General features: G+C 64.2%; 20 protein-coding genes. 6 read left to right on the top strand and 14 right to left on the bottom strand.

Going from position 1 to position 22,749, the window contains the following annotated elements:
- Positions 1–149 precede the first annotated feature (149 nt).
- The 9 genes from RR51_RS25935 to RR51_RS25895 all read right to left on the bottom strand — a co-directional run bounded on the left by RR51_RS25935 (position 150) and on the right by RR51_RS25895 (position 7,257).
- Positions 150–755: an START domain-containing protein gene (locus RR51_RS25935; protein WP_024087417.1), complete on the bottom strand. Its 606-nt coding sequence runs from the start codon at positions 753–755 to the stop codon at positions 150–152.
- Positions 756–788: 33 nt separating this feature from the next.
- Entirely contained in the window at positions 789–1,043 is a 255-nt protein-coding gene (locus RR51_RS25930) for a YkgJ family cysteine cluster protein (protein ID WP_023661894.1), read from the bottom strand.
- Positions 1,044–1,172: 129 nt separating this feature from the next.
- Complete coding sequence (locus tag RR51_RS25925) at positions 1,173–1,664, bottom strand: hypothetical protein (RefSeq protein WP_039615141.1); 492 nt, start codon at positions 1,662–1,664, stop codon at positions 1,173–1,175.
- Between the two features lie 63 nt (positions 1,665–1,727).
- A complete protein-coding gene (locus tag RR51_RS25920; RefSeq protein WP_013973449.1) occupies positions 1,728–3,170 on the bottom strand; it encodes an aminotransferase-like domain-containing protein in 1,443 nt (480 codons plus the stop codon).
- Positions 3,171–3,506: 336 nt separating this feature from the next.
- The gene (locus tag RR51_RS25915; RefSeq protein ID WP_015271099.1) at positions 3,507–4,319 is read right to left on the bottom strand and encodes an OmpA family protein; all 813 of its coding nucleotides are present in this window, start codon (positions 4,317–4,319) and stop codon (positions 3,507–3,509) included.
- Complete coding sequence (locus tag RR51_RS25910; RefSeq protein WP_013973451.1) at positions 4,316–4,669, bottom strand: DUF4398 domain-containing protein; 354 nt, start codon at positions 4,667–4,669, stop codon at positions 4,316–4,318. Before RR51_RS25910 ends, RR51_RS25915 begins: the two co-directional genes overlap by 4 nt.
- Before the next feature lie 9 nt (positions 4,670–4,678).
- Entirely contained in the window at positions 4,679–5,500 is an 822-nt protein-coding gene (locus tag RR51_RS25905) for a substrate-binding periplasmic protein (protein ID WP_039615140.1), read from the bottom strand.
- A 77-nt stretch (positions 5,501–5,577) separates the two neighbouring features.
- Positions 5,578–6,507, bottom strand: a complete 930-nt coding sequence (locus RR51_RS25900) for an electron transfer flavoprotein subunit alpha/FixB family protein (RefSeq protein ID WP_013973453.1) — start codon at positions 6,505–6,507, stop codon at positions 5,578–5,580.
- Positions 6,508–7,257 (bottom strand): electron transfer flavoprotein subunit beta/FixA family protein, encoded by a 750-nt coding sequence (locus tag RR51_RS25895; RefSeq protein WP_023661847.1) that lies wholly within the window; start codon positions 7,255–7,257, stop codon positions 6,508–6,510.
- Between the two features lie 538 nt (positions 7,258–7,795).
- On the opposite strand from RR51_RS25895, the gene RR51_RS25890 reads away from it, so the two are divergent.
- Positions 7,796–9,478 carry an electron transfer flavoprotein-ubiquinone oxidoreductase gene (locus RR51_RS25890; RefSeq protein WP_075045849.1) on the top strand — a complete coding sequence of 561 codons (1,683 nt, stop codon included), beginning with the start codon at positions 7,796–7,798 and terminating at the stop codon, positions 9,476–9,478.
- A gap of 180 nt (positions 9,479–9,658) precedes the next feature.
- Here the strand turns inward: RR51_RS25890 and RR51_RS25885 are convergent, their stop codons facing one another.
- From RR51_RS25885 to RR51_RS25875, 3 genes are all read right to left on the bottom strand, one after another.
- A complete protein-coding gene (locus tag RR51_RS25885; protein ID WP_039615139.1) occupies positions 9,659–10,984 on the bottom strand; it encodes an MFS transporter in 1,326 nt (441 codons plus the stop codon).
- A 72-nt stretch (positions 10,985–11,056) separates the two neighbouring features.
- The gene (locus RR51_RS25880; protein WP_039615138.1) at positions 11,057–11,536 is read right to left on the bottom strand and encodes a hypothetical protein; all 480 of its coding nucleotides are present in this window, start codon (positions 11,534–11,536) and stop codon (positions 11,057–11,059) included.
- Between the two features lie 168 nt (positions 11,537–11,704).
- On the bottom strand, positions 11,705–12,181 hold the full coding sequence (locus RR51_RS25875; protein ID WP_039615137.1) for a sigma-70 family RNA polymerase sigma factor: 477 nt from the start codon (positions 12,179–12,181) through the stop codon (positions 11,705–11,707).
- Positions 12,182–12,415: 234 nt separating this feature from the next.
- Here RR51_RS25875 and RR51_RS25870 point away from each other — a divergent pair, with 234 nt between their 5' ends.
- From RR51_RS25870 to RR51_RS25860, 3 genes are read left to right on the top strand one after another with little or no spacing between them, the layout of a single operon-like run.
- Positions 12,416–13,588 carry an efflux RND transporter periplasmic adaptor subunit gene (locus RR51_RS25870; protein ID WP_039615136.1) on the top strand — a complete coding sequence of 391 codons (1,173 nt, stop codon included), beginning with the start codon at positions 12,416–12,418 and terminating at the stop codon, positions 13,586–13,588.
- Positions 13,589–15,553, top strand: coding sequence for a MacB family efflux pump subunit (locus RR51_RS25865; RefSeq protein ID WP_039615135.1), 1,965 nt, complete (start codon positions 13,589–13,591; stop codon positions 15,551–15,553).
- A gap of 3 nt (positions 15,554–15,556) precedes the next feature.
- The gene (locus tag RR51_RS25860; RefSeq protein WP_039615134.1) at positions 15,557–16,960 is read left to right on the top strand and encodes an efflux transporter outer membrane subunit; all 1,404 of its coding nucleotides are present in this window, start codon (positions 15,557–15,559) and stop codon (positions 16,958–16,960) included.
- Between the two features lie 119 nt (positions 16,961–17,079).
- Here the strand turns inward: RR51_RS25860 and pvdP are convergent, their stop codons facing one another.
- Positions 17,080–18,690, bottom strand: coding sequence for a pyoverdine maturation tyrosinase PvdP (gene pvdP, locus RR51_RS25855; protein ID WP_039615133.1), 1,611 nt, complete (start codon positions 18,688–18,690; stop codon positions 17,080–17,082).
- Positions 18,691–18,900: 210 nt separating this feature from the next.
- Here pvdP and RR51_RS25850 point away from each other — a divergent pair, with 210 nt between their 5' ends.
- Together RR51_RS25850 and pvdN are read left to right on the top strand one after the other, a co-directional pair.
- Positions 18,901–20,247, top strand: coding sequence for a dipeptidase (locus RR51_RS25850; protein ID WP_039615132.1), 1,347 nt, complete (start codon positions 18,901–18,903; stop codon positions 20,245–20,247).
- A 17-nt stretch (positions 20,248–20,264) separates the two neighbouring features.
- Positions 20,265–21,551, top strand: coding sequence for a pyoverdine-tailoring periplasmic protein PvdN (gene pvdN, locus RR51_RS25845; RefSeq protein ID WP_039615131.1), 1,287 nt, complete (start codon positions 20,265–20,267; stop codon positions 21,549–21,551).
- A gap of 143 nt (positions 21,552–21,694) precedes the next feature.
- On the opposite strand, the gene RR51_RS25840 is transcribed toward pvdN, so the two are convergent.
- Complete coding sequence (locus RR51_RS25840) at positions 21,695–22,660, bottom strand: alpha/beta hydrolase (protein WP_039615130.1); 966 nt, start codon at positions 22,658–22,660, stop codon at positions 21,695–21,697.
- Positions 22,661–22,749: the final 89 nt, after the last annotated feature.

The raw sequence follows: 22,749 nt of genomic DNA, 5'->3' as shown, positions 1-22,749 counted from the left end.
AGCCCTCGGGCAGCCTTTTTTATTCGTCCTGTGCTGGCCTCTTCGCGGGTAAACCCGCTCCCACAGGGACCCCACAGGCCCGAAAGTTTGCGGGATACCTGTAGGAGCGGGTTTACCCGCGAAGAGGCCAGCACAGGTGACACAATGCCTCAGTTTTTCTCAGCCCGCTCCCGCAACCCTTTCAGGGTATTGAACGGCGCATCCACCACGAACTTGTTGGCCACCATCGCCGGCACGCTGCCACCCGGTTCGGTGTGCACCTGATAGGTCACTTCCGTGCTGTCGCCCTTGGGCACCAGCTTCCAGAAGCCTTCGACCTTCGCCACCCGCACAAAGCCCTTCTCTTCCGGGATATAGGTCGGCTCTTCCTTCAGGTTGCGCACCAGGCTGCCATCAGCCTCCTTCACAGTAGTCACATGCAACACCGAGTCCCGCGGCGTCACCGGCCATGGCGTATTGAACTGGGTGTAGGTCCAGCTCTGGTCACCTTCGTGCTTGAGCAGCTTCTGCGACTTGCATTCGTGAATCCATGCACAAGCCCCGACCACGTCCTCCTGCAACGCCTGCACCTTGGCCAGCGGCGCCTTGATCACTGTGACACCTTGATAGGCCTTGTACTTCGAACCGGCCACTTCGCTAAGGGAAACCTTGATCCCCTCCTCGTCCTTGGCCACCTGCCAGTTTTCGGCCCAGGCCGCAGGCGCCAGCAGAACACCCATGCCACACAGCAGAGCAATACGCTTGAACGATCTCATCATGTTTATCCTTGTTTTCGAAGATCCAGCCTGTCACGCCGCCGTTATCTGCTCCCACCAGCCAAGAATCCTGATGGCCTCGTCACGGTCACTGCCGCATACCTCCACATCCGCCTTGAAACCGCCACAAACTGCCGGCCGCTCGGGCTTGCCGAACAGGTCGCAGAGGTTGTCGACAGTCAGGTGCAGGCAGCGCTCGCCAGCCGGCTTGCCATTGGGCATGCGCGGCATCGCAGAGGTGATGGACGGGGCGATGCAGCAGGCACCACAGCCCTCACGGCAATTCATGGCTATTCACCAAAATCAGGACTCCCTGGAACAAAACGGGACGAACGTCCCTGGATAGTAACCGCTCAAACAGGCGTTTGAAATTGCTGCATGATGAAATCTGCCGTGACCCGGCAGTCAGTTCGCCAGCTACTGGCGATACTCGAAATCGATGGCCGCCCCTTCCACGTCGCGACGGCTGTCATTGCGCAGTTGCAGCTGCATTTCGTTGCTGATCAACCGGCCATTGAGCTGGAACGGGCTGTCGCTGGTCTCCGGCTTTTCAGTGAACATGGGTGGCAGCAAAGGTTTGCGTCGCTGTATCGGCGAAGGGCTGCCCACATTCGGCTCTAGGTCATCGACCATCTCGGCCGGCAGACTGAGGTCTAGCTTCGCCTTGGGTAGTGGCTTGGCAACCTCCTTGCTCACCTGCTTGCGCGCCGGCCTGTCCTTGCTGTTACGGGCCTTTTTTGCAGGCTGCTTGTGCGCTGGCCTGGCTGCGGCCTTCTGCACCGGCTTGGCTTTCTGCACCGGCTTGGCCGCCTGCGCCTGGCCTGCCGGCTGCGCAGCCTGGGCAACACCAGCCAGACTGCAGAGCGGTACAAGGCACAAGATCAGGGCAAAACGGCGCAGAGCATTCATGGCAAATGGACAGACTGGCAGTAAAAGTGCGTATGCTCCCTGTTCCACAGGCGCGTGGCAAGCCTATAAAAATGCCGCCGCTGGCTCCCGACACAATTGCTGGGCAAGCAAACCGAGAGTGATCACCGCGCGCTCGGCTTCCTTGTTCCAAGGTATACCGCAATTAAGGCGGATGCAGTGGTTGAACTGCTCGGTGTTACTGAAGATCAGCCCCGGCGCAATACTGATGCCCTGCTCCAGCGCGCGCACATGCAGCTCTTGGGTGTTGACCCGCCCCGGCAGGCTCACCCACAGGATGAAACCGCCCGTCGGCCGGGTCATCTGGGTACCCTCGGGGAAGTGCTGCTGCACCGCCAACTGGTAGGCACTGAGGTTCTTGCGGTACTCCTGGCGAATGTAACGCAGGTGCCGGTCGTAACCGCCATTCTCCAGGTAGGCCGCCACACCCATCTGCGTCACGCTACAGGCCGAGTGGGTGGTGAAGGTTTGCAGGCGCTGGATCTCGTCCTGATAGCGCCCGGCGATCATCCAGCCAACTCGAACACCAGGGGACAGCGTCTTGGAAAAACTCGAGCAATAGATTACTCGGTCCAGGCGGTCGAATGCCTTGAGCGCCTTGGTCTTGCCCTGCTCGAACATCAGCTCGCCATAGATGTCATCCTCGACGATCTGGATATCGAAGTCCGACGCCAGGCGCAGCAGCTGTTTCTGCCGCTCTTCCGGCACAGTGCCACCCAGCGGGTTGCTGAGGCGCGCAGTCAGCACCAGGGCCTTGATCGACCACTGGTTGGCCGCCAGTTGCAGCGCCTCAAGGCTGATGCCGGTGGACGGGTCGCTGGGGATCTCGATCACCTTCAGGCCCAGCAGGTCGGCCAGTTGCAGCAGACCGTAATAGGTGGGCGATTCGGCCGCGATCAGGTCGCCTGGACGAGTCAGCACGCGCAGCGACATCTGCAGCGCATCGACACAGCCATGGGTCACGATCACTTCACGCGGATCGACCAGTACGCCGGCATCACGCATGCGGATGGCGATCTGCCGGCGCAGCGGTTCGAAGCCGGGGCTGAACATGTAGCTGAAGGCACGCGGGCTGTGGAAGCGCGTCACCTTGGCAATCTGCTGGTGCAAGGCACGGACCGGCAGGTAGTCGACATGCGGCACAGCGGCGCCGAACGGGAACACGCCATCACGGCGAGCCTCGGTCAGTACCTGCTGGATGATACTGGCGCGGGTGACCAGGCCGGGGCGCTCCACGCGGGCGATGTCCGGGGTCTGCGCCGTCAGGGCCGGGGTCTGGTGCACGTAGTAGCCGGACTGCGGCCGCGCACGAATCAGCCCCTGGTCCTCAAGATTGGCATAGGCCTGCAGCACCGTGGCATGGCTGACATTGAGCTGGGCGCTCATCTTGCGCACGGAGGGCACCCGCTCGCCTGGCTGGTAGACACCACGACGGATGTCATCGGCCAGTTGCTGGGCGATACGCTGGTACAACAGCAGGTTGGTCATGGCGGCAGACTCGTTATTCTTGTACGGCTCAGTGACGGTAGAGGATACCGTAACAGTTGCAGAGTGTACTGGAACAGAATGCAACATAGTCGACAATACAATAGCGTGACAGCTATCGAAACGATTAAGCCGACAAACTGCCGGGGGTGCGCCGCCCCTGTGGGAGCGGGTTCACCCGCGAAGCAGGTGACACGGTGGATGGCACCGGCTTTGCCGGTGTTCGCGGCTAAAGCCGCTCCCACAAGAGCAGTGCCAAACTCAAGGCATGCACAACGCCTGTAGGAGCGGCCTTGTGTCGCGAAAGGACCGCAGAGCGGTCCCCGGCATTTCAAAGACTCAGCGTGCTGGCGCCAGCTTGCCCTTGTCATCGGAGAACACGATCTCCACCCGACGGTTCTGCGCCCTGCCCCGCTCCGAGGCATTGGCCTCGATCGGGTACTGGTCGCCATACCCCTCGACCTGCAGGCGCTTCTCGTCGATGCCCAGGTCTACCAGCATGTCGGCCACGGCCTGCGCCCGGTCACGCGACAGCTTCAGGTTGTCCTCGGCCGGGCCGGTGCTGTCGGTATAGCCCTCGATCCGAACCACCCGGCGCGGGTTGAGCTGGAGGAACTGCACCAGCTTGAGCACGGTACGGCTGGCCGAGTTCTTCAGGTCGGCCCGGCCGGTGTCGAACAGCACGTCCCCCAGGGTCATCACCAGACCACGGTCGGCCTGCTCCGAGGCCAGCGCGGCGATCTGCGACTCGACCCACTTGCCCTGCTGCTGAACACTGGCCAGCTTGGCCTCGCGCAGGGCCAGCTGCAGGCGCTGGCGCTCCAGGTCGAGCTTGGCCTGGCGCTCCTGGTTCAACGCCAGCTTGGCATGCTCGCTGGCAATTTCGCTGTAGCGCTGGCTCAGGTAGGCGTAATGGCGCACGTCGGCACCGGTGCCGATGTAGCTGGACAGGCGCTCGGCACGGGCCAGCGACTCGCCTGCGCGAATCACGTCGCGCGGCGCGCTGCGCAGCACATTGGAATCATCCTTGACCTTTTGGAAAGCTGCAGTGGCATCATCCAGCGCTGCGCTGCTGCGCTGGCTGGCGCAACCTTGCAAACCTGCCGCCAGCGCCAGCACTGCCAGCGCGGCCAATGGCATGCGACGGATCATGGCTGCACCTCCAACTGCTTGCGCAGGCGCTGGACCCGCGATTGCAGCAGTTGCAGCTGCTCTTCGCTCTTCTGGTTCAGTACCTGGGCCTCGGCCAGACGCGCATCCAGTTCGGCCTGCTCGGCACGCATGCGCGCATCGCGGTAGTCTTCGGTGAGCATGTTGGTCTTGGCCCTGGCCAGCTTGTCTTCAGCCAGCTTGAGCGCATCGACCTGCTCGGTGGCACCGACGGCCCTGGCCTGCTCCAGTGCCTGTTCGGAGATGCGCATCTGCTCGTTAGGGGCCGGATCGTTGGCGCAGCCAGCCAGGCCGAGCACGGCCAGGGCAAGGATTAGTGGTTGGGTTCTCACGCAATCTTCCTAGTGTTTGGGGGCGTCCGACGGCACCTGCAGCTGCGCTTTCCAGCGCTCGACATTACGTTGCAGCACGGCCTCGGATGCTCCGGAGATCGGCAATTCTGTCAGTTTTTTCGCCAATTGCCCACGCAGCCAGCTGTCATTGCAGGCCGAATTGTGCGACAGCGCCAGGTACAGGCCCGGCCGATCCACCGGCAGGCCGCGGGCGATCAGGTCATTGCTCATGCCCAGGCTCTGAGCCATGGCGATGCCCGAATAGCGGCCAGCGAGCACATAATCCACCTGGCCGAGCACCAGTTTCTGGAATGCCTGGGTCAGGTTCTGTGCCGGCACCAGCTTCAGCTGGGCCTTGGCGAAAGCGGTAAAGGCCGGGGTAAGCCGCGCGCGCTCGGACAAACTGCCTCGGTACTGGGCCAGGTCAGCCGGGCCCTCGAAGGCCAGTGTGGCGTCGTGGCGCGTCCACACCAGGTATTCGTTGAGCTGCAGGGGTGGATGGATGTAGTCCAGCGCGGTCAGTTGCTCCACCTGCATGGGGGTGTCGAGCAGCAGGTCCATCCGCCCGCTACGTACTTCTTCCAGCGCCTGGTCACGACGGCCGGCGCTCAGCACCTCCACTTTCACACCCAGCTCGCCAGCCACCTGGCGCAGCAGGTCGACGTTGGCGCCGATCAGGTGTTTCGGGTCGTTGGGGTCCTGCCATGAATAGGGCGGAGAATCAGGGCTGCCGGTTGCCACCAGGCGTTCACACTTGCCCGCCGCCATGGCCAGCGGCGAAACCAGCACCGCCATGCATGCCAGCACCCCGCCCGCTTTACGCAGCACCATTGCTCACTCCTTGTACAGACCAAAAAAAACCCGGCCCCTGTACAAGGGCCGGGTTCTTTATAAGTGAAGCAGGCGGATCAGACCAGCTTTTCCAGCTCCGGAACCGCTTCGAACAGGTCAGCGACCAGGCCGTAGTCGGCTACCTGGAAGATCGGCGCTTCTTCGTCCTTGTTGATCGCCACGATCACCTTGGAGTCCTTCATGCCGGCCAGGTGCTGGATCGCGCCGGAGATACCGACGGCGATGTACAGCTGTGGCGCGACGATCTTGCCGGTCTGACCGACCTGCATGTCGTTCGGCACGAAGCCAGCGTCGACCGCGGCGCGCGAAGCACCGACGGCAGCGCCGAGCTTGTCGGCCAGGCTGTACAGGTGCTTGAAGTTGTCACCGTTGCCCATGCCACGGCCGCCGGAAACGACGATCTTGGCAGCGGTCAGCTCTGGGCGGTCGGACTTGGCCAGCTCTTCACCAACGAAGGCCGAGATGCCGGCGTTGTGCGCAGCGCCAACGGCTTCGATGGCAGCCGAACCACCTTCGGCGGCCACGGCGTCGAAGCCGGTGGTACGCACGGTGATGACCTTGATGGCGGCGCTCGATTGCACGGTGGCAATGGCGTTACCAGCATAGATCGGGCGCTTGAAGGTGTCGGCGGACTCGACCGAGATGATCTCGGAGATCTGGTCCACGTCCAGCAGCGCGGCAACGCGCGGCAGGATGTTCTTGCCGTTGGTGGTGGCCGGCGCCAGCACGTGGCTGTAACCCTTGGCCAGCTCGACGATCAGCGGCGCAACGTTTTCTGGCAGGACGTGGGCGTAGGCAGCGTTATCTGCAACCAGCACCTTGGCCACGCCAGCGATCTTGGCTGCGGACTCGGCAACGCCGCCCACGTTCTGGCCAGCGACCAGCACGTGCACATCACCACCGATCTTGGCGGCAGCAGCAACAGTGTTCAGGGTGGCCGGGGCTACGGCACCGTTCTCGTATTCAGCGACAACCAGGATAGTCATTTAGATTACCTTCGCTTCGTTCTTCAGCTTCTCGACCAGTTCGGCCACCGATTTGACCTTGATGCCAGCGCTGCGGGCAGCCGGGGCTTCAACCTTCAGGGTCTTGTTGGTGGAGGCGAGGGAAACGCCCAGCGCATCTGGAGTAAGAGTCTCCAGCGGCTTCTTCTTGGCCTTCATGATGTTCGGCAGCGACGCGTAGCGCGGTTCGTTCAGGCGCAGGTCGGTAGTGACGATGGCTGGCAGGTTCAGTGCAACGGTCTGCAGGCCGCCGTCGATTTCACGGGTGACGTTCAGCTTGTCGCCAGCCACTTCGACCTTGGAGGCGAAGGTGCCCTGGGCGAAGCCGGTCAGCGCAGCCAGCATCTGGCCGGTCTGGTTGTTGTCACTGTCGATGGCCTGCTTGCCGAGGATGACCAGCTGCGGCTGCTCTTTGTCGACAACGGCTTTCAGCGCCTTGGCCACGGCCAGGGAATTCAGTTCGTCAGCGGCTTCGACCAGGATGGCACGGTCGGCACCCAGTGCCAGGGCAGTACGCAGTTGCTCCTGGGCAGTGGTCGGGCCGACGGAAACGACGACGATCTCGGACGCGACGCCCTTTTCCTTCAGGCGTACGGCTTCTTCCACGGCGATTTCGCAGAAGGGGTTCATGGACATCTTGACGTTAGCAAGGTCGACGCCGGAGTTGTCCGCCTTGACGCGAACCTTGACGTTGTAGTCGACCACTCGTTTGACAGCTACAAGAACCTTCATGGATTCCTCGTTACTCTCCGGTGAATAGATAGTCGCCAGGGGCAGAGCCCTGCGATGCGCGTGGGTACAAGGGCACCTCTAAAAACGTACCGGGAGGCGGTAACTTCACAGTGACCGGACAGTCTTGTCCGGACTCTTGCGACAAATACTCACGGGTCATTTTCTGTCGTGGCGTGTAAACTCCACTACAAACCGGCCAAAGGCCGCAAAACCCTGCTCCACACCTGGTCTTTAGAGGTGTACCTGCGCCCGGCTGCAAGCCTACGGCGAACGTAAAACCGCTCGTATCTTGACCGTAACACCCAATCCGGTCAATACGGCAAATCGGTCACCCTCCAGCCGCGTTCCTGTGATTTTACTGGCCTGCGGCAAATTCAAACAAACGTTTGTATTGGACCCGCCAAGTGGTGTAGATATAATGCGCGGCCAAGACAAAACGGTGTAGTCCGTCATTTGCCCAGCTACAGTTCCGCCGTTGCGTAGAACCGCTGCGAATGCCCCGCGCACCCAATAAGACAAAGCAACAGCACGAGCCTTGATGAGTAGGAGAGAACCAGTGGAACGCGAATACATGGAATTCGACGTGGTCATCGTCGGCGCCGGCCCGGCGGGCCTGTCCGCCGCCTGCCGCCTGAAGCAGAAGGCCGCCGAAGCCGGTAGCGAAATCAGCGTCTGCGTGGTGGAAAAAGGCTCTGAAGTCGGCGCCCACATCCTCTCCGGCGCAGTGTTCGAACCCCGCGCTCTGAACGAGCTGTTCCCCGACTGGAAAGAGCTCGGCGCGCCGCTGAACACCGAAGTGAAGCGTGACGACATCTACGTGCTCAAGGATGCAGGCAGTTCGACCAAGGTGCCTGACCTGTTCGTGCCCAAGACCATGCACAACCAGGGTAACTACATCATCTCCCTGGGCAACCTGTGCCGCTGGCTGGCCCAGCAGGCCGAGAACCTGGGCGTGGAAGTCTACCCGGGCTTCGCCGCCCAGGAAGCGCTGTTCGATGAAAACGGCGTGGTGCGCGGCATTGTCACCGGCGACATGGGTGTGGACCGTGAAGGCAACCCGAAAGACGGCATGTACACCCCTGGCATGGAGTTGCGTGGCAAGTACACCCTGTTCGCCGAAGGTTGCCGTGGCCACATCGGCAAGCAGCTGATCAAGCGCTTCAACCTGGATAGCGAAGCCGACGTCCAGCACTACGGCATCGGCCTGAAGGAAATCTGGGAAATCGACCCGGCCAAGCACGAGCAGGGCCTGGTGGTGCACACTGCCGGCTGGCCGCTGGACGTGATGGCCAAGGACAACACTGGTGGTTCGTTCCTCTATCACCTGGAAAACAACCAGGTGGTGGTCGGCCTGATCGTCGACCTGTCCTACGCCAACCCCTACCTGTCGCCGTTCGACGAGTTCCAGCGTCTCAAGCACCACCCGGTGATGGCGCAATACCTCGAAGGCGGCAAGCGCATCAGCTACGGTGCCCGTGCCATCTGCAAGGGCGGCTTCAACTCGCTGCCGAAAATGGTCTTCAACGGCGGCGCGCTGATCGGCTGCGACCTGGGTACCCTGAACTTCGCCAAGATCAAGGGCAGCCACACCGCAATGAAGTCCGGCATGCTCGCCGCCGAAGCGGTGGCTGATGCACTGATCGCCGGCAGCGAAGGCGGTGACCAGCTCAACGGCTACGTCAGCGCCTTCAAGGCCAGCTGGCTGTACGAGGAGCTGTTCGCCAGCCGCAACTTCGGCCCCGCCATGCACAAGTTCGGCCCGCTGCTGGGCGCGGCATTCAACTATGTGGACCAGAACTGGTTCGGCGGCAAGCTGCCGTTCACCCTGCACGACACCAAGCCGGACTACGCCTGCCTGAAGCTGGCGGCCGAGTCGCAGAAGATCGATTACCCGAAACCGGACGGCAAACTCAGCTTCGACAAGCTCAGCTCGGTATTCCTCTCCAGCACCAACCACGAAGAGGAACAGCCCTGCCACCTGAAGCTGACCGACCCGAACGTGCCAATCGCCAGCAACCTGCCGCTGTACGACGAGCCGGCCCAGCGCTACTGCCCGGCAGGCGTGTACGAGGTTGTCACCCAGGAAGACGGCAGCAAGCGCTTCCAGATCAACGCGCAGAACTGCGTGCATTGCAAGACCTGCGACATCAAGGACCCGGCCCAGAACATCACCTGGGTCACCCCTGAAGGCGCTGGCGGGCCGAACTACCCGAACATGTAAGGCCCCTGCCCTGCACTAACAAAAAGCCCCCGGTTCTCACGAGCCGGGGCTTTTTGTTTTACCTGTACCACCCTCATCGCCGGCAGCCAGCTCCCACCTGGACCGCATCGACCTCGAGCCATGCGCTATCCCTGTGGGAGCCGGCTTGCCGGCGATGAGGCCAGAACAAACAACAGAAAACTATTTTTCACCACACATTACCGGCATCGGCTCTGCCGCGAACGCCAATGGCTCCCGACGCCCGAAGTACAAAGCCGTCAGCAACCCCACCGTGCCCATGACAAGACAAAAGCCGACACACACCCACGGGCTCCACGGCATCAGCGCAATCAGCGCCAGCGGCGTGGTGCTGGCCCAAAGCGCGTAGGCCACGTTATAGGTGAAGGAGATGCCCGACACGCGGATCTCGGCCGGGAACAACCCGACCATCACTGACGGCACCACGCCCACCACGCCGCAGGACAGGCCCGCCAGCGCATAGGCCAGCCAGGTCACGCCCCACTGCCCCACCAGGCTGGCATACAACGCGCCGATGCCCACCGGCAGCAACAGGCTGTAGAACATCAGTGCGCGCCAGGCGCCTGCACGGTCGACCAGCAGCCCGGCCAGCACGCAGCCGATGTTGAGGAAGACGATGCCCACGCTGCTAAGGGCAAAAGTGTGCCCGGCACTCATGCCGAAGCGCTGCTGCATCACTGTCGGAGTAATCACCACCAGCACCACCACGGCGGAAGTCAGCACGCAGGTCAGCAGCGCCGCCGGGATCAACGCCCGGCGGTGTTCGCCCAGCACCCGCCGCAGCGGGAAGCTCACCGGCTGTTCCTGGCGCGCACGCAGGGCGAGGAACACCGGTGTTTCGCTGAGCCAACGACGCAACCACACGCCGATTACGCCGAATACCCCGCCGAGCAGGAACGGGTAGCGCCAGGCGTAGTCGAGGATTTCCTGCGGGGTGAACACTTGCGCCAGCAAGGTCGCGGTCAGTGCCCCCAGCAGATAACCAAAGGTCAAGCCGGCCTGCAGGAAGCCCAGGGCATAACCGCGCCGCCCGGCTGGCGCGTGCTCGGCAACGAAGGTCCAGGCACTCGGCACCTCGCCGCCCACCGCCGCGCCCTGCAAGATACGCAGTGCCAGCAGGATCAGCGGTGCAGCGTAGCCGATGTCGGCGTAGGTCGGCATCACCCCGATCAACAGGCACGGCAGGGCCATCATCAGGATGCTCAGGCTGAAGACCCGCTTGCGTCCCAGGTGGTCGGCGAAGTGCGCCATAAGGATGCCGCCCAGCGGCCGCGCCAGGTAGCCGGTGACAAAGATTCCGAAGCTTTGCAGCAGGCGCAGCCACTCGGGCATCTCGGGCGGGAAGAACAACTGGCTTAGGGTCAGCGCAAAGAATACGAAGATGATGAAATCGTAGATCTCCAGCGCGCCGCCCAACGCCGCCAGGCCCAGGGTCCGGTGGTCGCCGCGGCTGAACCGTGGCGGGCGAGCGGTATCGATGGCAGTCATGGCAGGGTCCGCAAATCGGCAAAGGGCAAGAGGATAGCAAATAGCTGCCCCCTTGCCCCGCCCGCTGCGGCTTTAGCGGTTGAACAGGGTATTGACGAAATTGGCCTTCGGCCGTGGCCGCGCCGTGGCAGCCGGCATGGCGCCCGGCAGCGGTAGCCTGCCGACCTGCAGCGGCGAATCGATGATCGCCATGAATGCCTCCAGTGCCTCGTTGTCGGGCACCTGGGGCAGGCTCATGCTGACGGCCTGGCGCTCGGCCTGCGGCACCAACGGCACTTGCAACTGGTTGGAGTGATAAAGCAGGGCATGCTGGATCTGCGTGCTGACGCGACAGAAGCGCGCCAGATCGACCCCGACATGGCTGGCCAGCTCGATATTGCCCAATAGCAGGTGGAAAGGCTGCAAGGCACTCAGCACCAGGCGCTGCAGCTCCTCGAAGCTTTCCACTGGCGCTATCCGGTAGTAGCCCAGGCCGTTGAGCAGCCGCTCCAGTTGCAGGCGCTGGCAGGGGTGTGCATCGGCGATGAGGATGCGCAGGGTCTTGTTGGCCATGGTGGGACCTGGGCAGTTGGGTAATGGTTAGGCTCCATGACCATACTGCGCCAGTAACGGCTGCTGCCTAGGCTACGCCTGGCAAGGGTCTTCTTTGATAGAAGTCGGGAAAACCGTGGAAATCAAGTGATCGACTGACGGAATTTTCATCCGCCTTTAACCCGGCGATCAGGATTCCCACTCGCGCATGCGCACACGACAGTGCTTCATGGCATTGACGATGTGCTTTTCCACCAGACTGCGGGAAATACCCAGGTGCTCGGCAATCTGTTGGTGTGACAGGCCTTCGAGCTTGCGCAGCAGGAAGCAGTCGCGGCAGACCTTGCTCAGCTCATCCAGGGCGCGCTGCATCAGCGCCAGGCGCTGGTCGAGCTGCATGTCATGGGTCGGCGCCGGGGTGTGCCAGCGCTCGTCGTTGTCCAGCACCTCCAATGGCTCGGCCTGGCGCACCAGGTGCCGGCGGTGGCGGTCGACAACCAGGTTGAGCGCGGTGCGGTAAAGGAAAGCACGCGGGTGCTCGATGCGCTCGGCGTCGGTGCGCTCCAGCACTCGCAGGTAGGCATCATGCGCCACGTCTTCGGCGGCCTGACGACTGCCCAGGCGCGAAGAAAGGAAACCCACCAGTTCGCGATAGTAATGTTCCACGACGTTACCTGAGATCGTCCTGCCAGCCTATGCCAGAAAGCTCTTTCAGGCAGCAACGCGGGACCGAGTGATGTCAACGTGCGATCTTACAAATTATAATTATTCTCAGCAACAAGGGTATGTCATGGGCGATCTAGCGCCTGTCGCCATACACCTGTCAGCCCCTGCTCAATATTCGCTAAATCCCCTCCTGCCGCTTTCGTCTATCTGGCACCCACTCGGCTGGATGTCTGCATGAGACCTTTAACCAACACCCGTCGCCGGCTCCTGCTCAGCGGCCTGGGCCTGCTCGGCCTGGGCAGCCTGCTGGCCTGGAAGGCCCTGCCCTACGGCGCACAGCCGCTCAGCACGGTTGCCGTGACCCGAGCCGACATCGAAAGCAGCGTTACCGCACTGGGCACCCTGCAACCAAGGCGCTACGTGGACGTCGGTGCCCAGGCATCGGGGCAGATCCACACCCTGCATGTGGAGGTCGGCGACACGGTGCGCAAAGGCCAGCTGCTGGTCGAGATTGACCCTTCTACCCAGCAGGCCCGGCTGGATGCCGGCCGTTTCTCGATCGACAACCTCAAGGCCCAGCTGGCCGAACAACGCGCTCAGTTCCAACTGGCCCGGCAGCAGCTCAAACGCCAACGGGAGCTGGCCGTCGCTGGCGCCACCCGTGACGAGGACGTGCAAACGGCCGCCGCACAGCTGAAGGTCACCCAGGCGCGCATCGACATGTTCCAGGCCCAGATCCGCCAGGCCCAGGCCAGCCTGCGCAGCGACGAGGCCGAGCTGGGCTACACGCGCATCTACGCGCCGATGGACGGCACGGTAGTGGCGGTGGATGCCCGTGAGGGGCAAACCCTCAATGCCCAACAGCAAACCCCGTTGATCCTGCGCATCGCCAAGCTCTCGCCGATGACCGTGTGGGCCCAGGTGTCGGAGGCCGACATCGGCAAGGTCACCCCGGGCATGACCGCCTACTTCACCACCCTGGCCGGCGGCAAGCGCCGCTGGACCAGCACCGTGCGGCAAGTGCTGCCGATCCCGCCCAAGCCACTGGAGCAGGCCAGCCAGGGCGGCGGCAGCCCGGCCAGCGTCAGCAATGGCAGTGCCGGCAGCCAGGTGGTGCAGTACAGCGTGCTGCTGGATGTCGACAACCCGGACGGCGCCCTGATGGCCGAGATGACCACGCAGGTGTTCTTTGTCGCCGGCAAAGCCAGCCAGGTGCTGACCGTACCACTGGCCGCGCTGGACGACGGCGATGGCCTGCGCCTGGCGCATGTGCTGACCAGCGACGGCAAGGTGGAACAGCGCCAGGTGCGCACCGGCCTCAGCGACCGCCTGCGGGTACAGGTGCTGGACGGCCTGAACGAAGGCGAACGCCTGGTGATAGGCGCCCCTGGCGTCAGCGGAGGTTGAATGAGCACACCCTTGATCGAGCTGGTCGACATCCGTAAATCCTACGGCGGCATCGAAACGCCCAAGGTCGATATCCTTCATGGCATCAGCTTGCGCATCCATCCCGGCGAGTTCGTCGCCATCGTCGGCGCCTCTGGCTCCGGCAAATCGACCTTGATGAATATCCTCGGCTGCCTCGACCGCCCCACTTCTGGCAGCTACCGCTTCGCCGGCAAGGATGTGGCCGAGCTGGGCAGCGACGAACTGGCCTGGCTGCGCCGCGAGGCATTCGGCTTCGTGTTCCAGGGCTACCACCTGATCCCCTCGGGCTCGGCCCAGGAAAACGTCGAAATGCCGGCCATCTATGCCGGCATCGCCGCCAACGAACGCCACGCCCGTGCCAGCGCCCTGCTCGGCCGCCTGGGCCTGGCCAACCGCACTGGCAACCGCCCGCACCAGTTGTCTGGCGGCCAGCAACAACGGGTGTCGATTGCCCGGGCGCTGATGAACGGTGGCCATATCATCCTCGCCGACGAACCCACTGGCGCCCTCGACAGCCACAGCGGCACCGAAGTGATGGCGTTGCTCGACGAGCTGGCCAGCCAGGGCCACGTGATCATCCTGATCACCCATGACCGCAATGTCGCGGCGCGGGCGCAGCGCGTGATCGAAATTCGCGACGGCCTGATCATCAGCGATTCGGCCGCCGAAAAGCCCATGGTCGAAAACAGTCGCGGGCTACAGGCCGACCAGCTGCGCCAGCGCCTGGACCATGGCGCAACCTTGCACGGGGCATGGAAAGGTGAATTGTTCGAAGCCCTGCAGGCGGCCTGGCGGGTGATGTGGGTCAACCGCTTCCGCACCGCCCTGACCCTGCTGGGGATCGTCATCGGCGTGGCCTCGGTGGTGGTGATGCTGGCAGTGGGCGAAGGCAGCAAGCGCCAGGTCATGGCGCAGATGGCAGCCTTCGGCTCGAACATCCTCTACCTGAACGGCAAGCCGGCGAGCCTGGGCGAGCAGGCCGGCACGATCACCCTCGACGATGTCGCTGCCATCGGCCAACTGCCGCAGGTCAAGCACGTGATGCCGGTGATCGGTGAAAAGATGATGGTCCGCCACGGCAACAACAGCCAGCGGTTCTATGTGGGTGGCAACAACACCGGGTTCCCCGAGATTTTCAACTGGCCGGCGGTGCAAGGCAGCTTCTACAGCGATGCCGATGAAGCCAACGCTGCCGCGGTGGCGGTGATCGGCCAGAAAGTGCGGGATAAGATGCTCGACCCTGGGCGCGACCCTTTGGGGCAGTACCTGTTGATCGGCAATGTGCCGTTCCAGGTGGTCGGTATCCTGGCCGGCAAGGGCGCCAGCTCTGGCGACCAGGACAGCGACGGGCGCATCGTGGTGCCCTACTCCGCCGCAGCCATCCGCCTGTTCGGCCAGCGTGACCCGGACTACATCGCCGTTGCCGCCCTGGACTCCACGCGGGTCAACGAAGCCGAAGCGGCCATCGACAAGCTGCTGCGCCAGCGCCACAACGGCCGCCAGGACTTCGAGCTGACCAATGACGCGGCGCTGATCCAGGCCGAGGCGCGCACGCAGAACAGCCTGTCGCTGATGCTGGGGGCGATCGCCGCGATCTCGCTGCTGGTGGGTGGCATCGGCGTGATGAACATCATGTTGATGACTGTGCGCGAGCGCACCCGTGAAATCGGTATCCGCATGGCCACCGGCGCGCGCCAGCGCGACATCCTGCGGCAATTCCTCAGCGAGGCGGTGATGCTGTCGATGGTCGGCGGCCTGGCCGGCATCGTCCTGGCCCTGGCCATAGGTGGCGGCCTGATGCTGGCCGAAGTGGCGGTGGCCTTTGCCCTGCCCGCCATGCTCGGCGCCTTCGCCTGTGCTGTCGTCACCGGCATCGTGTTCGGCTTCATGCCAGCGCGCAAGGCCGCCCGCCTCGACCCGGTCAAAGCCCTTACCAGCGAATAATCCATGACTCTGCCTAGCCGCATCAGCCTGTTGCCCCTGTGCGTATGCCTCGCCGCCTGCAGCACGCCGCAAACGCCCGCCAGCGGTATTGCCGCGCCATCTGCCTGGCAAGGCGAGGCCGCATCACCCTCGGCTCAACTGCCAACGACGCAGTGGTGGCAAGCCTTCGCCAGCGGCGAACTCGACCGCCTGGTGCAGCACGCCCTGCACAATGCCCACGACCTGGCTGCTGCCACGGCACGGGTACGCCAGGCCCAGGCCCGCGCAGTCATCGCCGGCGCGCCGCTGCTACCGGAGCTGAAGCTGGGCCTGGATGGTAGTCGCCAACGCCTGCTGCATGGTGACGGCTACGACCAGCTGGATGTCAGCCGCAGCGAACCCACCAGCACCTCGTTCGACATGCAGCTCAGCGCCAGCTACGAAATCGACTTCTGGGGTGGCCTGCGAGCGACCCGTGACAGCGCCCTGCGCAGCCTGGATGCCAGCCGCTTCGACCGCCAGACCGTGGAGCTGACCTTGGTCAGCGCGGTGGCCGACAGTTACCTGCAGGGCCTGGCTTTGCAGGAACAGTTGCGCATTGCCCGCCTCAACCTGCGCAATGCCCAGGACGTGCTGGGCCTGGTCGAGGCACGCCAGCGCAGCGGTTCCGCCACGCGCCTGGAACTGGCCCAGCAGCGCAGCCTGGTGGCCGCGCAGCAACGCCAGCTGCCGTTACTGGAGCAGAAGTGGCAAGACAGCCGGGTCACCCTGGCGACCCTGCTCGGCGACCCGGTGCAGTCGCTGCCCACCAGCCAGGACGCGATCAACACCCTGCAATGGCCCGCCATTGGCAGCGGCGTGCCCAGCGAGCTGCTCACCCGCCGCCCGGACATTGCCGCAGCGGAAGCTCGGCTCGCCGCCGCCAGCGCCAATGTGCAGGTCGCCCGCGCCGCCATGCTGCCCAAGCTCACCCTCGGGGCCAACCTGGGGGCTGGCGCCAATACCTTTGCCCATTTGTTCGACAGTTCCTACTACACCCTCACCAGCGGCCTGGTCGCGCCGGTCTTCAACAACGGCCGCCTGCGCGCCGCGCGTGAACTGGCCGAGGCTGAACAGGCAGAGTTGCTGGAGACCTACCGCAGCAGCATCCTGGCCGGTTTTGCCGATGTCGAAAAGGCGCTCAATGCGATCCAGGGCGTGGACCGCCAGCGGCAGTGGCAGGATGAAGAAGTGGCGCAGGCGCGCCTGGCATTCGACCTGGCGCAGCAGCGTTATGGCGCGGGAGCAGAGACGCTGTTGAGCGTGCTGGAGACCCAGCGCACCTTGTATGCGGCGCAGGACCAGCAGGCCCAACTGCGCCTGGCCCGGTTGCAGGGTAGCGTGGCGTTGTACAAGGCATTGGGGGGTGGTTGGGTGGTCAGCCAGTAGGGTCACCTGTACCGGCCTATCGTCGGCAAGCCAGCTCCCACAGGATCTGCACTGGGTCAAGACATGCGCTGTACCTGTGGGAGCCGGCTTGCCGGCGATAGGGCCGCTACAGGCAGCAACTAGTTCCGCACCTTCAGGTTTCGCGCATACCACGGCCGCTGCGGTACCTTGGGCCGCAGCTTGTCGAGCAGGTCGTCATCGCTGTAGATGATGCGCAACGCCAGCTTCATGGTCTCGGGGTCCATCTCTACACTGCGCCCGGGCCGCAAACCCGGCACCGTCGAGCAACCATGGGTATCCGGCCCTAGCCACGGGTCGGCCACCTCCACCCAGCGCCCTGGGGCAAACCATGGCACACCATTGACTTCCAGGCGCCGCACCTCGCCCGGGTGCAGCCGCTCATGAGCGTGGAACCAGTCCTCGATGCGGTCGTCGATCCAGCCATGAAAGTGCCAGAACACCGGGTTCACATGGGATGAAAACGGGTCACCGAGAAAATCGTTCTGTTCTGCGAACCAGCGTTCGGCAAAATCATCCGGCGTGCGCGCCGTCGGCACCGGCATGCCGTTGGAGGGGTCGCGCGGCACCGATGCCCAGCGCATGTGCAGCCAGTCGTGCAGGCCCAGCTCCACTTCCGAACCGAACTGGCCCAGGGTCAAGGTGCTCAGGTACTCCGGGTCGGTGTAGCGTGACTCCCAGACCTGGAAGTTGCCATGGAAGGTATCCGGCGTCTTGATGTCGCGCACCCACTGGGTGTATTCCGCATCACCGCTGGCCAGCCAGGTGGGCGGCAGGGCATTGCCGTCATGGTTGTCGAAGTAGCGGGCGAATCCGGCCCGGTCGCGCTCCAGTTCCGGCTGCGGCAACGGGAAGCGCGTCCATGACGGCAAGTCCTGCAAGGCACGGGCCCTGCCAAGCATGTGCCGGTGCATGAAGAAAAAGTCTTCGCCCGAGCCGTTGCGGTCCTTGTGCCGGCCCCGCGCATCACGCTCGCGATCACGTGGCCCGGGCTGCCAGCCCAGGCCACGCAGGGCGCCCTGCTTGTCCTTGCCCAGTTTGTGCCATTTGTCCCGCGACGAGTGCCACAGCTGGTGGAACAGGCGATGCTCCGGGGCGGTCAGCCAGGCCAGCAGTTGCGGGTTCAGCGGGGTACGCTCGCGCGCCTCGGGGAAGGTGCGCTTCAAGGCCAGAAACTGGTTGTCCTCCACGGGCAATGTCAGCGCGCGGTCCAGGCGTGCAATGCGCCCGTTGAGGGTCGCCGGCCCGGCGTTGCCGAACCGGCCCCAGACCTCGTCGAGCACGATATGGCATTCATAGCGGGCCTGGGCCGAAAACAGGCGCCAGCGCAGGGTGCCCGGTTTGTCCGCCAGCAGGTCGCCTATCACGCGGTAGCGCGGCTCATCCTGCCCACGCAGGCGCTCGGGAGTATCCAGGTAGCCGCGCAGGGCGCGCCCGTTGGTTGCCACATCCAGGAACAGTTCCAGTTCACCTGTGGGCAGGCCGTCCAACCCGGCATCCTTGCCCAGCAGCGTCCAGCGCCAGATGCCGCGCAGGGTATCGCCCAACTGCTGCAGGCGGGTATCGGCCAACTCGACGACGGCCTCGCCAGGGGTTTCCGGGAATTCCTCGGCGGCACGCTGGCGCTGCACATACAGCGCCCCCAGCGCACCGGGCACCACCACACCCGTCAGTGCCACACCGGCGATGAAACCGCGTCGGGAAATCGTCATTGCATACCTGCGCATTCATTGCGGCCATGGAGCACGGCCCGTCCAAGGCTAGAACGTTGCACGGCAGGCGAAATTTAGCGGCGCTCCGGCTGCATCCGGGGCCGCCATGCGGCCCCGACAGGCGCTAAATTTCCCGGGTGCGAGCTCGTTCACTGCAGGTAGCGGCGGCCTCTGTGCCCATCCCTCGACGGTGAACCTACTGAGACCAAGATGACGACTCCACGCTGGAAGAAAGCCCTGTTTATCAGCCTGTCCGCGGCGGTTGCCGCTGGTGCCGGGTTTGCCGCCTGGCACTACTTCGCCACACCCGCTGGCTATTCCAGGGAGGTGACCCGCCAGGCCAACGACCTGCAGGAACGCATCATCTCGTTCGACAGCCACGTCACCCTGCCGCTGACCTTCGGCACCGGAGGCAGTGAGGCCGACAAGGATGGCGATGGCCGCTTCGACCTGGCAAAGGCCGCACGCGGGCGTTTGTCCGGCGCGGCCCTGACCATCTTCGCCTGGCCAGAGTCCTGGACCGGAGACGGCGGCCCGCACCGCCCGACCCCAGGCTTCGTCGAAGCCGCCCGCCACACCCAGGAGGTGCGCTACAACGCCATCACCGCCATGGTCCGCGACTTCCCGCAGCAGGTGGGTATTGCCTATACACCGCAAGACATGCGGCGCCTGCACGGCGAAGGCAAGTTCGCGGTGTTCCTCAGCATGCTCAACGCCTATGCGCTGGGCGATGACATCGATCAGCTCGACCGCTGGGCCGCGCGCGGCGTGCGCATGTTCGGCTTCAGCTATGTGGGCAACAACAGCTGGGCCGACTCCTCGCGTCCGCTGCCGTTCTTCAATGACACCGCCGATGCCCTGGACGGCCTGTCGCCGGTCGGCAAGCACGCCGTGCAGCGGCTGAACGACCTGGGTGTGATCATCGACGTGTCGCAAATGTCCAGCAAGGCGCTGGCCCAGGCCGTTGCCCTCAGCCGCGCGCCGGTGGTGGCCTCGCACTCGGCGCCACGGGCGATGGTCGACATCAGGCGCAACCTCTCCGACAAGGAGCTGCAACTGATCAAGGACAGCGGCGGCGTGGTCCAGCTGGTGGCCTTCTCCACCTACCTCAAGCCCTTGAGCAGCAAGACCCAGGACAAACTCAACGCCCTGCGGGCCCACTACGACCTGCCGCCACTGGCCAACCTCGACTACGCACTGATGCCAGGTGACCCGGTGATCGCCGGCTGGCCCGAGCAGAAGGTCGGCCAGTACGCCAACGCGCTGTACGGCATTCTAGAGGAGGAACCGCCGGCCACGCTCAAGGACTATGGCGACGCCATCGACTACACCGTGCGCAAGATCGGCATCGATCATGTCGGCCTGAGCTCGGACTTCAACGAAGGCGGTGGCATCGACGGTTGGCAAAACGCCAGTGAAGCACGCAACGTCACCGCCGAACTGATCAGCCGCGGCTACTCCGAAGCGGATATCGCCAAGCTCTGGGGCGGCAACTTCCTGCGGGTGTGGGAGCAGGTGCAGCGCGCCGCGCAACCTGTCACCACCTCATCCCCCTGACCCTTGCGAGCCATTTGATGAACGATCGTCGCACCTTTCTCAAGCAGGCCGGCCTGCTTGCGGCCGCCCTGCCCCTCACAGGCCCACTGCTGCCTGCCGCCCAAGCGGCGGCTGCGCAGCCTGCAACCGCCAGCGACTGGGCCGGGTTTCGCAACCTGTTCGAGCTGGACCCGGCGTACGCGCACTTTGCCAACTTCCTGATCACCTCGCACCCAAGGCCCGTGCGCGAAGCCATCGAGGCGCTGCGCGCCCGCTTCGACCGCCACCCGGCCCGCATGGTCGACTGGGACAGCCAATCGGAGTGGAAGCACGAGGCCGCCGTGCGTGAATGGGCAGCCCGCTACCTCGAAGTGACGCCCCGGCAAATTGCCCTGACCGGCAGCACCACCGAAGGCCTGGGGCTGATCTATGGCGGGCTGAAGATTGCCCCGGGGCAGGAAATTCTCACCACCGTGCACGAGCATTCGGCCGCCCGCCATACCATGGGCTTTCGCACTACGCGCGATGGCACACCTGTGCACCGGTTGCGCCTGTTCGACGACCCCGCCAAGATCAACAGCGACCAGGTACTGGCCACCATCGCCGCGGCCATCGGGCCGAAAACCCGGGTACTGGGCATGACCTGGGTGCACTCGGGCAGTGGCGTGAAACTGCCCGTCGGCGAGATCGGCGCACTGGTGCGCGAGGTCAATCGCCAGCGTGACGAGCAGGACCAGATCATCTACGTGATCGACGGTGTGCACGGCTTTGGCGTCGAAGACATGCGCTTTGCCGATCTCAACTGCGACTACTTCATCGCCGGCACGCACAAGTGGATGTTCGGGCCGCGGGGTACCGGGATCATCTGCGCGGCGTCCACCGAACTGAAGCAGCTGAACCCGACCATTGCCACGTTTTCCGAGAACGAGGACTTTGCCACGGTGATGACGCCCGGGGGTTACCACGCGTTCGAGCACCGCTGGGCATTGGGCAAGGCGTTCGAGTTGCACCTGCAGCTGGGCAAGGCGGCGGTGCAGGCACGGATTCATGGGCTCAATGGCTATCTCAGGCAGCGGCTTGAGGCGCTGCCGGGGGTCGAGCTGGTGACACCGCGCAGCACGCAGTATTCGGCGGGGTTCACCTTCTTCCGGATCACGGGGCAGGATGCTGACGAGGTGGCCCGGCATCTCAACAGCCAGCGCATCGTGGTCGATGCGGTGTCTCGGGATGTCGGGCCGGTGGTGCGGACGGCGCCTGGGCTGTTGAATACCGAGGCGGAGATCGAGCGATTGGTCGATGTGTTGAAGAAGCACCTTCGCAGGTGAGGCCTGGGGCCGCTTTGCGGCCCATCGCGACACAAGGCCGCTCCTACAGGCACAGCGCCAAGTTCGAATTGACGCGGTCTACTGTAGGAGCGGCCTTGTGTCGCGAAAGGGGCGCGCAGCGCCCCCCCGGCAATCTCGGCCCATCACAGGCCACCGACCCGCTTCAACCACGCCCCGACATCCCGGTAAATCCCCTCCACCTGCCCCACGATCCCCGACATGCGCAAGAAGTCATGGGTCAACCCCTCCACCCGGGCCAAGGTCACCGCCGTCCCACCCGCCACCAGCCAGTCACGATAAGCCATGCCCTCATCATGCAACGGGTCATATTCGGCCACGAACAGGTAAGCTGGTGCCAACGGCTGGCGCAGCGTCGACAGCAACGGCGATACCCGCCAGTCAAGGCGCTGCTCGCGCTGCGGCGCATAGTGCTGGTAGAACCACTCCAGGGTAGGCGTCTCCAGCAGGTAACCCTCGGCATGCTCGCGATGGGACTCACGCCAGCAGGAGATATCGGTCACCGGGTAGAACAGCAACTGTGCCAGCGGCTTGAACGCCAGCGCCTCGGGCTGCTCCACTGCCGTAATGGCCAGCACCGCCGCCAGGCTGGCGCCCACGCTGTCCCCTGCCAGCACTACCCGGCGGTTGTCCAGGCCCAGCGAGGCCGCCTGCTCAGCCAGCCAGTTGGCGGCGTCCAGTACATCGTGCAGGGCCTTCGGGAACTGCTGCTCCGGCGCCAGCCGGTAGTCCGCCGCCAGCACCGCGAACTCGCCCAGGGCCGCCAGGCGACGGCACACCGAGTCATGCGAATCGAGGCTGCCGACCACATAGCCGCCGCCATGCAGGTACAGGATCACTGGCTGCAAAGCAGCTCCAGCATTGCCCTGGCGGTAAAGGCGAGCAGCCAGGCGGGCACCGTCGCGCGCGGTAATCTGCAACTCGCTGGCCGTGACGTTGCCGGGCGGGCTCGGGTCGAGTACCTGCGAGCTGCCTTCGAACTCGGCACGGGCCTGGGCCACGTCCATCGCGTGCATGGGCAGGCTCCTGCCCGTCAGCCGGCCAAATTCGACCAGTTCCAGAAATGCCGCCAGATCAGGGTGCAGTGCCATGTGGGTTCCTTGGGTGAACAATGTGACTCGAGCCTCCCTACGGGACGTAGCAGCACGCCGAAAAATTACCCGCCCACACGGCTAAATCG

Origin of the sequence: Pseudomonas sp. C5pp, from assembly GCF_000814065.1 — a bacterium.
GTDB classification, from domain to species: domain Bacteria; phylum Pseudomonadota; class Gammaproteobacteria; order Pseudomonadales; family Pseudomonadaceae; genus Aquipseudomonas; species Aquipseudomonas asiatica.
This window is presented reverse-complemented; position numbering and strand designations above follow the sequence as displayed.

Coding starts and splice junctions, on each gene's coding strand:
- RR51_RS25935 (WP_024087417.1), bottom strand. CDS start 755: ATGAGATCGTTCAAGCGTATTGCTCTGCTGTGTGGCATGGGTGTTCTG.
- RR51_RS25930 (WP_023661894.1), bottom strand. CDS start 1,043: ATGAATTGCCGTGAGGGCTGTGGTGCCTGCTGCATCGCCCCGTCCATC.
- RR51_RS25925 (WP_039615141.1), bottom strand. CDS start 1,664: ATGAATGCTCTGCGCCGTTTTGCCCTGATCTTGTGCCTTGTACCGCTC.
- RR51_RS25920 (WP_013973449.1), bottom strand. CDS start 3,170: ATGACCAACCTGCTGTTGTACCAGCGTATCGCCCAGCAACTGGCCGAT.
- RR51_RS25915 (WP_015271099.1), bottom strand. CDS start 4,319: ATGATCCGTCGCATGCCATTGGCCGCGCTGGCAGTGCTGGCGCTGGCG.
- RR51_RS25905 (WP_039615140.1), bottom strand. CDS start 5,500: ATGGTGCTGCGTAAAGCGGGCGGGGTGCTGGCATGCATGGCGGTGCTG.
- RR51_RS25900 (WP_013973453.1), bottom strand. CDS start 6,507: ATGACTATCCTGGTTGTCGCTGAATACGAGAACGGTGCCGTAGCCCCG.
- RR51_RS25895 (WP_023661847.1), bottom strand. CDS start 7,257: ATGAAGGTTCTTGTAGCTGTCAAACGAGTGGTCGACTACAACGTCAAG.
- RR51_RS25890 (WP_075045849.1), top strand. CDS start 7,796: ATGAGTAGGAGAGAACCAGTGGAACGCGAATACATGGAATTCGACGTG.
- RR51_RS25885 (WP_039615139.1), bottom strand. CDS start 10,984: ATGACTGCCATCGATACCGCTCGCCCGCCACGGTTCAGCCGCGGCGAC.
- RR51_RS25880 (WP_039615138.1), bottom strand. CDS start 11,536: ATGGCCAACAAGACCCTGCGCATCCTCATCGCCGATGCACACCCCTGC.
- RR51_RS25870 (WP_039615136.1), top strand. CDS start 12,416: ATGAGACCTTTAACCAACACCCGTCGCCGGCTCCTGCTCAGCGGCCTG.
- RR51_RS25865 (WP_039615135.1), top strand. CDS start 13,589: ATGAGCACACCCTTGATCGAGCTGGTCGACATCCGTAAATCCTACGGC.
- RR51_RS25860 (WP_039615134.1), top strand. CDS start 15,557: ATGACTCTGCCTAGCCGCATCAGCCTGTTGCCCCTGTGCGTATGCCTC.
- pvdP (WP_039615133.1), bottom strand. CDS start 18,690: ATGACGATTTCCCGACGCGGTTTCATCGCCGGTGTGGCACTGACGGGT.
- RR51_RS25850 (WP_039615132.1), top strand. CDS start 18,901: ATGACGACTCCACGCTGGAAGAAAGCCCTGTTTATCAGCCTGTCCGCG.
- pvdN (WP_039615131.1), top strand. CDS start 20,265: ATGAACGATCGTCGCACCTTTCTCAAGCAGGCCGGCCTGCTTGCGGCC.
- RR51_RS25840 (WP_039615130.1), bottom strand. CDS start 22,660: ATGGCACTGCACCCTGATCTGGCGGCATTTCTGGAACTGGTCGAATTT.